Source organism: Achromobacter sp. ES-001, from assembly GCF_019448355.1.
Classification (GTDB): Bacteria; Pseudomonadota; Gammaproteobacteria; order Burkholderiales; family Burkholderiaceae_B; genus Achromobacter; species Achromobacter spanius_B.
In genome coordinates this window covers 2,229,038-2,241,617 of the sequence record NZ_CP079940.1, presented here as the reverse complement: position 1 = coordinate 2,241,617, position 12,580 = coordinate 2,229,038, and the positions used below count along the sequence as shown (strand labels likewise).

At 66.4% G+C, this 12,580-nt stretch carries 13 protein-coding genes; 10 read left to right on the top strand and 3 right to left on the bottom strand.

The annotated features are described in order from the left end of the window. Position 1 precedes the first annotated feature (1 nt). The 8 genes from KYT87_RS10160 (at position 2) to KYT87_RS10125 (ending at position 6,828) form a co-directional block, all read left to right on the top strand. A complete protein-coding gene (locus KYT87_RS10160) occupies positions 2–1,249 on the top strand; it encodes an NAD(P)/FAD-dependent oxidoreductase (RefSeq protein WP_219992154.1) in 1,248 nt (415 codons plus the stop codon). A gap of 5 nt (positions 1,250–1,254) precedes the next feature. After that, positions 1,255–1,917, top strand: coding sequence for a hypothetical protein (locus KYT87_RS10155; RefSeq protein WP_255594049.1), 663 nt, complete (start codon positions 1,255–1,257; stop codon positions 1,915–1,917). Further along, positions 1,914–3,269 (top strand): beta-ketoacyl-ACP synthase, encoded by a 1,356-nt coding sequence (locus KYT87_RS10150; protein ID WP_255594047.1) that lies wholly within the window; start codon positions 1,914–1,916, stop codon positions 3,267–3,269. The genes KYT87_RS10155 and KYT87_RS10150 overlap by 4 nt, the downstream gene beginning before the upstream one ends. Further along, a complete protein-coding gene (locus KYT87_RS10145; RefSeq protein ID WP_104145380.1) occupies positions 3,266–3,727 on the top strand; it encodes a hotdog family protein in 462 nt (153 codons plus the stop codon). Before KYT87_RS10150 ends, KYT87_RS10145 begins: the two co-directional genes overlap by 4 nt. Then, a complete protein-coding gene (gene fabG / locus KYT87_RS10140) occupies positions 3,724–4,455 on the top strand; it encodes a 3-oxoacyl-ACP reductase FabG (protein ID WP_046804516.1) in 732 nt (243 codons plus the stop codon). Before KYT87_RS10145 ends, fabG begins: the two co-directional genes overlap by 4 nt. Beyond that, a complete protein-coding gene (locus tag KYT87_RS10135; protein WP_104145382.1) occupies positions 4,455–5,681 on the top strand; it encodes a beta-ketoacyl-ACP synthase in 1,227 nt (408 codons plus the stop codon). The genes fabG and KYT87_RS10135 overlap by 1 nt, the downstream gene beginning before the upstream one ends. 142 nt (positions 5,682–5,823) lie before the next feature. After that, entirely contained in the window at positions 5,824–6,264 is a 441-nt protein-coding gene (locus KYT87_RS10130; protein WP_046804514.1) for a hypothetical protein, read from the top strand. A gap of 102 nt (positions 6,265–6,366) precedes the next feature. Then, on the top strand, positions 6,367–6,828 hold the full coding sequence (locus KYT87_RS10125; protein ID WP_046804513.1) for a GatB/YqeY domain-containing protein: 462 nt from the start codon (positions 6,367–6,369) through the stop codon (positions 6,826–6,828). A 15-nt stretch (positions 6,829–6,843) separates the two neighbouring features. On the opposite strand, the gene dinB is transcribed toward KYT87_RS10125, so the two are convergent. Then, positions 6,844–7,926: a DNA polymerase IV gene (dinB, locus tag KYT87_RS10120; RefSeq protein ID WP_120154739.1), complete on the bottom strand. Its 1,083-nt coding sequence runs from the start codon at positions 7,924–7,926 to the stop codon at positions 6,844–6,846. 101 nt (positions 7,927–8,027) lie between these two features. Between dinB and KYT87_RS10115 the strand changes: the two genes are divergently transcribed. After that, positions 8,028–8,450, top strand: coding sequence for a PaaI family thioesterase (locus KYT87_RS10115; protein ID WP_046804511.1), 423 nt, complete (start codon positions 8,028–8,030; stop codon positions 8,448–8,450). 133 nt (positions 8,451–8,583) lie between these two features. Here the strand turns inward: KYT87_RS10115 and KYT87_RS10110 are convergent, their stop codons facing one another. Then, positions 8,584–9,039, bottom strand: coding sequence for a BPTD_2524 family lipoprotein (locus tag KYT87_RS10110; protein ID WP_046804510.1), 456 nt, complete (start codon positions 9,037–9,039; stop codon positions 8,584–8,586). Between the two features lie 137 nt (positions 9,040–9,176). Between KYT87_RS10110 and KYT87_RS10105 the strand changes: the two genes are divergently transcribed. Then, entirely contained in the window at positions 9,177–11,084 is a 1,908-nt protein-coding gene (locus KYT87_RS10105; RefSeq protein WP_370638758.1) for a prolyl oligopeptidase family serine peptidase, read from the top strand. On the opposite strand, the gene KYT87_RS10100 is transcribed toward KYT87_RS10105, so the two are convergent. Beyond that, on the bottom strand, positions 11,081–12,322 hold the full coding sequence (locus tag KYT87_RS10100; RefSeq protein WP_120154737.1) for a GGDEF domain-containing protein: 1,242 nt from the start codon (positions 12,320–12,322) through the stop codon (positions 11,081–11,083). The genes KYT87_RS10105 and KYT87_RS10100 overlap by 4 nt on opposite strands. Between the last annotated feature and the right edge of the window lie 258 nt (positions 12,323–12,580).

Below are 12,580 nucleotides of genomic sequence, written 5' to 3'. Positions count from 1 at the left end.
CATGGAACATCGTGAAGTCGTCGTCATCGGAGCAGGTCCCGCCGGTGCGGTTGCGGCGGCCCTGCTCAAGCGGCAAGGCCATGATGTGCTGATGCTGGAACGCCAGCAATTTCCGCGCTTTTCAATTGGCGAAAGCCTGCTGGCGCACTGCCTGGAATTCGTTGAAGAATCCGGCATGATGCCTGCCGTCAACGCGGCGGGCTTTCAGGTGAAAAACGGCGCCGCCTTTGCGCGGGGCGACGACTACACCTACTTTGATTTTCGCGACAAGTTCACCGCCGGCCCTGGCACCACCTTCCAGGTGCAGCGCGCGCAGTTCGACAAAGTGCTGGCCGACGATGCCGCGCGCCAGGGCGTGGACGTGCGCTACCTGCAAGAAGTCACGGCCGCGGATTTCAGCGGCGACCAACCGCTGCTGGACGTGCGCGGCGCCGACGGCGCCGGCTACCAGGTCAAGAGCCGCTTCGTGCTGGACGCCAGCGGCTATGGCCGCGTGCTGGCGCGCTTGCTGGATTTGGAACGCCCGTCCTCGATGCCGCCGCGCAAGGCCATCTTCACGCACATCGAAGACCGCATCGACGACCCCGGCTTTGACCGCGAGAAAATCCTGATCAGCGTGCACCCCGAGCAGCCGGGCATCTGGTACTGGCTGATTCCGTTTTCGAACGGCCGCTGCTCGTTCGGCGTGGTTGGGGGGCAGGATCTGTTCGGTGGCCCCGACCAGGACCTGATGTCGACCCTGCGTGAGATGGCCGCTGCCGCGCCGAACCTCAAGCGCGTGCTGGCCAATGCCGTGTGGGACACGCCGGCCAATACCATCGGCGGATATTCCGCCAGCGTCACCCGGCTGTACGGGCCCGGCTACGCGCTGCTGGGCAACGCGGCCGAATTCCTGGACCCGGTGTTTTCATCCGGCGTGACCATCGCGCTACGCTCGTCCAAGTTGGCCACCGACGCCCTGCACCGCCAGCTGGGCGGCGAAGTGGTGGACTGGCAGGCCGATTTTGCCGACCCCTTGATGCTGGGCGTAGAGACCTTCCGCGCCTATGTGCAAGGCTGGTACAGCGGCGAATTCCAGGACGTGGTGTTCCACAAGAACCCGCAGCCCGAAATCCGCCGGATGATCAGCTCGATTCTGGCCGGCTACGCGTGGGACACCGCCAACCCCTTTGTCGCCAGCCCGCAACGCCGCCTGCGCATGCTAAGCGAGCTTTGCCGTGGCGCCGCCACGCAAGCCGAACCCGCCTGAGACCGATGATGCAAGCCGCTTCGCCACGCCCGCCCGTATCCGTGCACACACATGGCGTTTTTGCACGCCTGCCCCTGCCCGTACCCCGCCTTGGCGTGGTGCAGCGCTTGCCCTTGCCCGTGCGCAAGTCGGCCCGGCGCGCGCTGGCCACGGCGGCGTTGCTGGCCGTGCTGATCGGGCTGGCCGGCTGCGCCGGCGCGCCACCCTTGCCCGCCCGCGACGCCGGGTTTGCCGTGCCGCGCCAGCTGCACGTCGTGCAGGTGGCCGCCGACCAGCCCAGCGTGGACACGATGCTGGTGGTGCAGCGCGAAGGGGCGGCGCTGCGCTGGTCGCTGTTCGACCCGATGGGCGTGCCGCAAGCGCGGCAGATGCTCGAGGGCGGCCACTGGCGCAACGACGGATTCATGCGGCCCAACGCCCAGGCGCGCGATCTGTTTGCCGCACTGATATTCGCGTGGACGCCGCAGGCCCAGCTGGACGCCGCTTATGGCGCGGGCGCATGGCGCGCGCGGCAGCAAGATGACGGCACGGCGGTACGCAGCCTGCTGGATCGCGGCGAGGTGCGCTGGACGGTGCGTTGGGCGCAACCCTCGCAGCCCGACGTTTTTTCGATTACCGGCGCCGATGGCGTCACCTGGCGCGTCGCGCCGCTCAAGGAACTGCCGTGAACACTTGGCTAGGCACCCCCGGCATCGTCTGCGCGTTGGGCGCAGGAGTGAACGCCGTCGCCCAAGCCGCCTTCGATGGCGACACGCGCGGCATGCGCGCACAGGCCGGCTGGGTCCACGACCGCAGCCTGACGCTGGGCGCTTATGTCGGCCCCTTGCCGGCGTTTCCTGGCACCGCCGCCGACACTCGCGCCCCCACCGCCGCCAACACAGCTGGCGACATCCCACCTGGCACCTCGGCCGCCGCCCCGCGCGACATGCTTGCCAAGGCCACCGCTGGCTCCTCAGACGCCCCGCCCGGCGACATCCTGGCCATGGCCGCGGCCCCCCCCTTGCCCGACCATCTGCACAGCCGCAACAACCGCTTGCTGCTGGCCTGCGCCGAACAGATCGCCCCGCAATTGCGGCGCGCCATCGCCCGCCACGGACCCGGCCGCATCGCGGTGGTGCTGGGCACCAGCACGTCAGGCGTCAACGACAACGCGCCCGCCTTCCGCACCTTGGCGGCGCAAGGCGCCTGGCCCGCCGACTACGACTATCGCCGTCAGGCCCTGTCCTCGCCCGCTGCGTTCCTGGCGGCGCATCTGTGCCTGACCGGGCCGGCTTACACGCTGTCGACCGCCTGCACTTCCAGCGCCCGCGCGCTGCTGTCCGCGCGCCGACTGCTGAGCCTGGGCCTTTGCGACGCGGTGGTGTGCGGCGGCGCGGACACGCTTTGCCGCCTGACGATCAATGGCTTCGCCACGCTGGAAGCGGTGGACGACGCGCTTTGCCAGCCGTTCTCGGTCAACCGCCGTGGCATCAATATCGGCGAAGCCGGCGTGCTGTTCGTGATGCAGCGCGACGCCGATGACGCCAACGCCGTGGCGCTGCTGGGCGGCGGTGCCAGCTCGGACGCCTGGCATATGTCGGCGCCCGAGCCGTCGGGCGCGGGCGCGCGCCAGGCCATGCTGGCCGCCTTGCAGGCCGCGCGGCTGGCGCCTGCCGACATCGGCTGGGTCAACCTGCACGGCACCGGCACCCCGCACAACGACGCGATGGAAAGCCACGCCATGCATGCCGTGTTCCCCGAAGGCGTGCCCTGCGCGTCCACCAAGGCGTTGACCGGCCACACGCTGGGCGCGGCCGGCGCCATGGAAGCCGCGCTGGCCTGGATCACGCTGTCCGCCATGAATCCCGACGGCCGGCTCATGCCCCACACCTGGGATGGCCAGGCCGACCCGGCGCTGCCCGCGCTGAATTTCAGCAACGGCCAGCATCGCTATGCGTCGGGCCGCCCCCGTATCGCAATGAGCAATTCCTTTGCGTTCGGCGGCAACAACGCCAGCCTGATCCTGGGAGCCCGCCCATGAAAGCCTGCCCGTGGCCCGTTGCCGCCCTATTGCCGCATGCCGGCAACATGATCCTGATCGACGCGGTGCAAGGCTATGACGCCGACAGTCTCACCGCCCGCACCGTCATCAAACCCGGCCCGTACTCGCTGCCGGACGGCTCGTTGCCGCCCTGGCTAGGCATGGAGCTGATGGCGCAAGCGGTGGGCGCCTGGGCCGGTTGCCAGGCGCGCGAAGCCGACGCCCCGGTCAAGCTGGGATTCCTGCTTGGCACCCGGCGCTATGACTGCCACGCGGACACCCTGCCCGCCGGCGCGGCCCTGACCATCCATGTCCAACGCGGCTTGATCGATGCCAGCGGCATGAGCGTCTTCGAATGCGAGCTGCGCGACGAATCCCGCCTGCTGGCCCACGCCCGGCTGAACGTCTATCAGCCCAAGGACCCCGACGAATTTACCCAGGAAGCTTCCCTGACATGAACGCAGCCCCCATTCTTGTAACCGGATCAAGCCGTGGCATCGGCCGCGCCATTGCCTTGGCACTGGCCGACGCCGGCCACGATCTTGTCCTGCACTGCCGCCAGCAACGCGAACAGGCCGAGGCCGTGCAGGCAGAGGTCATCGCGCGCGGCCGCCAGGCGCGCGTGCTGCAATTCGACGTGTCCGACCGTGCACAGTGCGCGGCCGTGCTGCAAGCGGACGTAGAAGCGCACGGCGCGTATTACGGCGTGGTGCTCAACGCCGGACTGACACGCGACGGCGCCTTCCCGGCCTTGACGGCCGACGACTGGGACCAGGTGATGCGCACCAACCTGGACGGCTTCTACAACGTGCTGAGCCCGCTGGCCATGCCCATGATCCGGCGCCGCGCGCCGGGCCGCGTGGTCTGCATGGCGTCGGTGTCCGGGCTGGTGGGCAACCGTGGCCAGGTCAACTACAGCGCGTCCAAGGCGGGGCTGATCGGGGCGGCCAAAGCGCTGGCCGTTGAACTGGCCAAGCGCCAGATCACCGTGAACTGCGTGGCGCCGGGCCTGATCGATACCGACATGATCGACGAGCACGTGCCCGTGGAAGAAATTCTGAAAGCGGTGCCGGCCCAGCGCATGGGCAAGCCCGAAGAGGTGGCCGCCACGGTGGCCTTCCTGATGTCGCCGGGCGCCGCCTACATCACGCGCCAGGTCATCGCGGTCAACGGAGGGTTGTGCTGATGAAACGGGTTGTGGTCACCGGCATGGCCGGCATCAGCGCGCTGGGTTCGGACTGGGCCAGCGTGCAACAAGCATTCGAATCGGGCCGCAGCGCCATCCGCGCCATGCCGGATTGGGCGCGCTTTGCCGAACTGAACACGCGGCTGGCCGGGCCCGTGGAAGACTTCAAGGTGCCCTCGCACTGGACGCGCAAGCAATTGCGCAGCATGGGCCGCGTGTCGCAACTGGCCGTGCGCGCCGCCGAGCTGGCGCTGGCCGATGCGTCGTTGCTGGGCGAGCCCAGCATCACCGATGGCCGCATGGGCGTGGCGTGCGGGTCGTCGGTGGGCAGCACCGCCGAGATCCGCGCGTTCGGCAACATGCTGCTGAACGGCGTCACCGACGACCTGAACGCCAATTCCTATGTGCGCATGATGCCGCACACCACGGCGGCCAACGTGGGCATCTTCTTCGAGCTGAAGGGCCGCATCATTCCGACCTCCAGCGCCTGCACCTCGGGCAGCCAGGGCATCGGCTACGCCTACGAGGCCATCCGCTATGGCCGCCAGGACATGATGCTGGCCGGCGGCGCGGAAGAACTGTGCGCCAGCGAAGCGCTGGTGTTTGACGCGCTGTATGCCACCAGCCAGCAGAACGACACGCCGGAACTGACGCCGCGCCCTTACGACCGCGACCGCGACGGCCTGGTCATCGGCGAAGGCAGCGGCATGCTGGTGCTGGAATCGCTGGACCATGCACTGGCGCGCGGGGCGCACATCCATGCGGAAGTGGTGGGATTCGGCAGCAACTCGGACGGCACGCACATCACGCGGCCCGAGGCGGCCACCATGCGCGTCGCCATGCAGATGGCGCTGGCGGACGCCGGCCTGCCGCCGGAAGCCATCGGCTACGTGAACGGCCACGGCACCGCGACCGAACAAGGCGATATCGCCGAAACGCAGGCCACGCACGCGCTGTTTGGCGCGCGCATGCCGATCAGCACGCAGAAAAGCTATCTGGGCCACACGCTGGGCGCCTGCGGCGTGCTGGAGTCGTGGTTCAGCATCGAGATGTTGAACCGCGACTGGTACGCGCCCACGCTGAATCTACGCAACATCGATCCGCGTTGCGGCGACCTGGACTATCTGCAAGGCGAAGGCCGCCGCATGAGCAATGAATACGTCATGAACAATAACTTCGCGTTCGGCGGCATCAACACCTCACTGATTTTCCGGCGCTGGTCCTGAGCCGCGTCGGGCGTTGCCGGCCTGGCCTTGCCGGGTCGGCATTGACCTGTTCCATCCATTCGCCTTTTTTCACCGACTTTTCACCTTCTTTTCGCCTTCTTTCTGCCTTCTTCCCAACTTTCATTCTCGGAAAACGCACTTCATGAAGATCACCCACAAGCTCTTTGGCGCTCTGTCCCTGTCGCTGGCCTGCTCGACCCAGGTACTGGCCGCCGACCGCACCGTCTTCCTGCCCCTGCAACCGGCCATCGACGCCGCCCTGGCCGCCGGCAAGATCGACGGCAGCGTCAAGTTCTACCTGGCGGGCACGGGTCCGAAGGGCCAGGTGCTGGAAGCCAACGTGGTCACCAACCGCAAGACCAACGCGTTTGCCAAGAAAGACCCGGAAGCGTGCCTGTGGGCGGCGCAATCGGCGGTGATCTCGCTGCATGAAGCCGCCAAGAAGGCCGGCGCGAATGCCGTGACGAACATCGTCAGCTACTATCGCAAAAACGAAACCAGCAGCAAGACCGACTACGAATGCCACGCGGGCGCCGTGGTGGCCGGCGTGGCGCTGCGCGGGGATCTGGCCCGCGTGAAGTAAGCCGGGCCGAAGCCGGCCCGACGCCGGCTAGATGCTGGCCCGATCCGGGTCCGCCCGATTTACACTTGCGAATTGCCGCAACACCACCCAAAAGGTTCACATATGAGCACTGCTACGCTCAAGACCCGCCTGTCCGATGCCGTCAAGGACGCCATGCGCGCCAAGGCTTCCGAACGCCTGACGACCCTGCGTTTCCTGCTGGCCGCCGTCAAGCAAAAGGAAGTGGACGAACGCCGCGACCTGAACGACGCCGAAATCACCGCCATCATCGAAAAGCAGGTCAAGCAGCGGCGCGAATCCATCGCCGCCTTCGAACAAGCCGGGCGCACGGAAACCGCTGAACAGGAAAAGGCCGAATTGCTGGTGCTGCAAGAGTTCTTGCCGCAGGCCGCAAGCCCTGAAGAAGTGGCCGCCGCCATCGACGCCGCGCTGGCCGAAGTGGCCGCGCAAGGCGTGACGGGCGCGCCCGCCATGGGCAAGGTCATGGCGCTGCTCAAGCAGGCGCTGGCCGGCCGCGCCGACATGACGGCGTTGTCGCAACAGGTCAAGGCCCGGCTGGCCTGACCCGGCGCCGGGCAGTTAAAACGTGCCGCCGAACAAATCGGGCTGGCGCGACTGCTCGGCGGGATCGGCAAAATTGCTCATCCCGACGCCTGCCAGCCGGTACAACGTTTCCGGCGGCAGTTCCACCCGTTCGCACAACAGCCTGGCCAACGCCGCCAGTTCGGCCGCCGACCCCGGCGGATTCAGGCTGGTCTGACTGCGCGTCAGGATGCGAAACCGGTCGGTCTTCAACTTCAGGACCACCGTGCGCCCCAGCGCGCCTTTCTTTAACGCCTGGTCCCACACCTTGCCCGCCATGCGGTCGATGGCATCGCCCAACGCGTCCAGCCGGATATCTTCCGAAAACGTGGTCTCGGCCGACACCTGCTGCAAGGGCTGGTCGGTTTGCACTTCGCGATCGTCGATACCGCGCGCCAGCTCGTACAGGCGGCGCCCGTAGCGCCCGAAATAGTGGGCCAGTTCTTCCAGGCTGTGCGTGGCCAGGTCGCCCACCGTGTGGATGCCCAACTGCTCCAGCCGCGCCTGCGTCACCTTGCCCACTCCCGGCACTTTGCGCACCGGCAGCGGTTGCAGAAATTCCAGCACCTTCGTGGGCCGGATGACGAACTGCCCGTCGGGCTTGTTCCAGTCAGAGGCAATCTTGGCCAGGAATTTGTTGGGCGCGATGCCGGCCGACGCGGTCAGGCCGGTTTCTTCGCGGATTTGATGGCGGATGACCTGAGCCACTTCGGTCGCCGAGGGCAGCCCGCCTTTGTTATGCGTCACGTCCAGGTAGGCTTCGTCCAGCGACAGCGGTTCGATCAAGTCGGTATGGCGGCCGAATATCTGCCGGATCTGGCGCGACACCTCGCGATAGCGGTTGAAGTCCGGCGGCACATAGATGGCTTGCGGGCACAGGCGTTCGGCACGGATGGCGGACATGGCCGAATGAATGCCAAAGCGCCGCGCCTCGTAGGACGCCGCGCAGACAACCGAGCGCGGCCCGGTCCAGGCCACCACCACGGGCTTGCCGCGCAGGTCGGGATTGTCGCGCTGCTCCACGGACGCGTAGAACGCGTCCATGTCCACATGCACGATCTTGCGCAAGAGTTCAGACATTCCAGTGAAGACGATGCGCCCGTCGCCGTTGCACGCTGGCGGGCACTGCAAAAAAATATATTATGACCGGCTCTATCCGCTTACCCATCTTGCCTACGCTCATGACCGCCTCTGCCTCTGCATCCACTGACTATTTCGGCCTGACGATACCCTTCATGCACTTCATCGGGCTGGTGCCCGAGAGCGTTGCACCGGGATTCGCCCGCACCACCCTGCCGTGGCGCCAGGACCTGACCAACAGCCGGGGCGACGTGCACGGCGGCACGCTGATGAGCGTGCTGGACTTTACCCTCAGCGCGGCGGCACGCGGGTCCGCCGATGCCACCGAAGGCATGGCCACCATCGACATGAACACCACGTTCCTGTCTCCCGGCACGGGCGACCTGGTCATTGAAGCGCGCTGCCTGCGCCGGGGCGCGTCCATCGCCTTCTGTGAAGGCGACATCCGACGCGCCGACGGCGAACTGGTGGCGCGCGCCACGGCAACCTTCAAGATCATCCGCCGCCGCCCGGGCGGCGATTGAACGGCGCCGCCCTTGGGATGTGACGCGCGCCGCAAGTTGCACAGGTCGCGCGCGGCGCAAGTTGCATAGGTCGCGCGCGGCGCTTAGTTGCACAGGTCGCGCGCGCTGAGTCGGGCAGGTCGCGCGACGGCGCTCAGTTGGGCAGGTCGCGCGACGGCTTGACGGGCGGGCGCGGGTCCAGCGGCATGTAGGTGCTGCACGACGTGATGCTGTAGTAGATGGCGTCCTGCATGGCACGCATCGCGGCGGCGTCCCAGGTGCCCTTGCCCCACATCACGATCTTCACGTCGGTGCTTGCCGGGCCATTGGCCTTGAGGTCCACGCGTGACATTTCGTTGTCGGTATACGGGGCCAGCACGCGCACCACGCCCGACTGCGCCGCCTCGTTCAGGTCGGACACCACGCGATAGGCGTTGTCGGTGCTGCGCAGGCAGTTGTTCGACTGCCGGATCACGGTGGCGTAGGCGTCCTTGAACGCGACCGGCGCCTTGAATTCGCTGTGCGGGGATGCGCTGTCCTGCGAGATGCCCAGCGAGCAACCCGCCAGGCCCAGCGCCAGCGCCGATGCCGCGACCAGATTCCTGTACATGTAATTCTCCAGATGAATTGCCGCGATTATCCCGCAAACGGCACGGCGGCATAAGTGGGGTCGGTTCGACACCGCCCGCGCGACTATGGCATTATCGACCGCATTGAAATCGCGGAGGTCCTGCCTTGTTTTCCTTCATGACGCGCACCATTCTGGCCGCCAGTATCGTCGGCACCACGCTGGGCGCCTGCGCCACCCAGCCCCCGCCCCGCGCCTATCCCCTGAAGGACTTTTTCCGCAACCCGGAACGCGGCTTCTTCCGCCTGGCCGACGACGGCCGCACCCTGGCCTTCATGCAGCCCACCAGCGTGGACGGCAACCCGGCCCGCATGAACATTTACGTGCAGCCGCTGCAAGGCAGCCAGCTGGTGGGCGAACCCCGCCAACTGACCAGCGAAACCGCGCGCGATATCTCCAACTACTTCTGGAAGGGCGCCGACGTGGTGCTCTATCAGAAGGACTTTGGCGGCGACGAGAACTTCCACGTACTGGCCGTCAACGCCAAGACGGGCAAGATCACCGACCTGACGCCCTATGAAGGCGCGCGCGCCAGCATCGAAGACGATCTTGAAGACGACCCCGACCACGTCCTGATCAGCCACAACCAACGCAACCCCGAGGTCTTTGACGTGTACCGCGTCAACGTCCACACTGGCGCCGCCGTGCTGGTAGCGCAGAACCCGGGCAACATCGTGGGCTGGCAGACCGACCATGCGGGCAAGGTGCGCGCCGCCGTCACCAGCGACGGCCTGAACACCACCCTGCTCTACCGCGACAACGAAGCGTCCGACTTCCGCCCGCTGATCACCACCGATTACCGCACCAACGTCAGCCCGTCGTTCTTCACGTTCGACGACAAGAAGATCTACGCCCTGAGCAACCGTGGCCGCGACAAGCTGTCGCTGGTGGTCATCGACCCGGCGCAACCGGATGTCGAAGAAGAAATCTTCACGCCCGACACCGTCGACCTGGACGGCGCGGGCTACTCGCGCAAGCGCCGCGTGCTGACGCTGGCCGCCTACCAGACCGACAAGCCGCAATACAAGTTCTTCGACGCGCAGTCCGAAGCGCTGTTCAAGAAACTGTCCGACAAGCTCAAGGGCTATGACATCGCCCTGCAAGGGTCCAACAGCGACGAAACCGTGTTCATCGTGGCGGCCTACAACGACCGCACGCCGGGCTCGCGCTACTTGTACGACGCCAACACCGACACGCTGACCAAGCTGGCCGACATCAACCCGGCCATTCCGGAAGCCGACATGTCGCAAGTGCGGCCCATCAGCTACCAAAGCCGCGACGGCCTGACCATCCACGGCTACCTGACGCTGCCCGCGGGCCGCGATCCCAAGAACCTGCCTTGCATCGTCAACCCGCACGGCGGGCCGTGGGCACGCGACGGCTGGGGCTACAACCCCGAAACCCAATTCCTGGCCAACCGCGGTTTCTGCGTGCTGCAAATGAACTTCCGTGGCTCGACGGGTTATGGCCGCGCGTTCTGGGAAGCCGGCTTCGGGCAATGGGGCCTGAAAATGCAGGACGACATCACCGATGGCGTTCAGTGGCTGGTCAAGCAAGGCATCGCCGACCCCAAGCGCATCGGCATCTATGGCGCCAGCTACGGCGGCTACGCCACGCTGGCTGGCGTGACGTTCACGCCAGACCTGTACGCGGCGGCCGTGGACTACGTGGGCGTGTCCAATCTGTTCACGTTCATGAAGTCCATTCCGCCGTACTGGAAGCCCATGCTGGACAAGATGCAGGACATGGTCGGCCACCCCGAACGCGATAAGGACCGGCTGGCCGCGACCTCGCCCGCGCTGCACGCGGACAAGATCAAGACGCCGCTGTTCGTTGCACAAGGCGCCAAGGACCCGCGCGTGGCCAAAGACGAAAGCGACCAGATGGTGGCGGCGTTGAAGGCGCGCGGGGTTGAAGTGGAATACATGGTCAAGGACAACGAAGGCCACGGTTTCCACAACGACGAGAACAAGTTCGAGTTCTACGAAGCGATGGAAAAGTTCCTGACGGAACACCTCAAGCCTTAGTTCCCCGCGCCTTCATGAGTCACCAGCGGCGCGTTTGCCGCTGGCGCCATGCCGGCCAGCCCGCCCACGTGCACGCGGCCCGCGCCGCGCGCGCCAAACGCCATTTCCACCCGGTCGCGCCCTTGCTCCTTGGCGCGGTATAGCGCCACGTCGGCGCGCGCCAGGATCACATCGGCGCTATCGCCGGGCTGGTACGTGGCCAGACCACCGCTGGCGGTCATGGGCACTTCCACCCCTTGCAGGTAAAGCGGCGTATCGCGCAGTGCATCGCAGACGCGCTGCGCGTGCACCAGCGCCCGCGCCGGGTCGCAGTCCACCATCAACAGCACGAACTCCTCGCCGCCCAGGCGGCCGAAGCGGTCGGCGCCGCGCACGGCGTGCTGCGCGACCTTGGCGAAATGGCGCAGCGCGGTGTCGCCCGCCGCATGGCCGTAGCGGTCGTTGATGGATTTGAAATGGTCGATGTCCAGCACCAGCACGGCCAGCGGACCGCCGGAGCGGCTACAGCGCTGCAACTCGCGTTCCAGTTCATCCAGGATGCTGCGGCGGGAATAGGCGTGCGTCAGGCTGTCGAACGTCAGGGCCGCCTGCATCTGCTCGGATAGCCACGTCTGCACCAGCAGCAGCAACGCCAGGAACAGCGCCGGCACCGTCACCGAACCGCACACAATGAAGAACAGCCCCCAGGATGACGGTTCAAGCAAGGACACGGGCTTCACGAAACCGAACCCATAGACCACCACCCGCGTTGCGTGCAGCGCCGCCAGCCCGAATATGGCCAGCATCAGATACAGCATCACGCCGGGGGTGCGGATCTTTGCGCGCTGCTGGTAGATGACCCGCCCGGTCAGCAGCGCGCTGATGCAGGTAAAGCCGGAATTGAGCAGCATGCGTTCTGGCAGGTGGTCCGCGCCATACAGCAGCAGCGCAAAGGCCAGCACACCCGCCGCCGTGACGCCGGAGGTGCGCGCGATATGCGGCCGCAGCCCGAAGAACTGGCGCACGCCCACATACACCAGGCTGATTGCGCATACCCAAGCCGCGTTCGACGCCATGATGTAGGCGCCCGGCGGCACAAGCTTGGCGGCGGCGAAGGCCAGCAGCGCCAGCACGGCCAGCGTGTTGGCGGCGATGAACGCACGCACGCCCTTGACCCCGCGCGACTGGAACGGCAGCAACAGCGGTAGCGCCAAGGCCGTGGCCAGCGCCCACATCAGGAAGAACAAAGAAGTCGTCATGGTTTTTTGCCGGCCGCGCCTTGGGAACAAATGCCGTCGGTTCAGACCTGCCGTTGCACTGGGTTCATGGATGGATACGCGTTACACGTCAGCATGCTTGATGCTTTTTGTTACCAGAAGGACGAAAAGCCGCCGCCCCGCGTGACGGCGATCCGCCGAAGCGAGGGCGCGACGTTGTCCTGAACCTTTACCTCCCGCGCCAAGACGATAGCGCGGCATGTCCAGAAGAATACGCCAAGCCAGGAGCGCCCGGTTCAC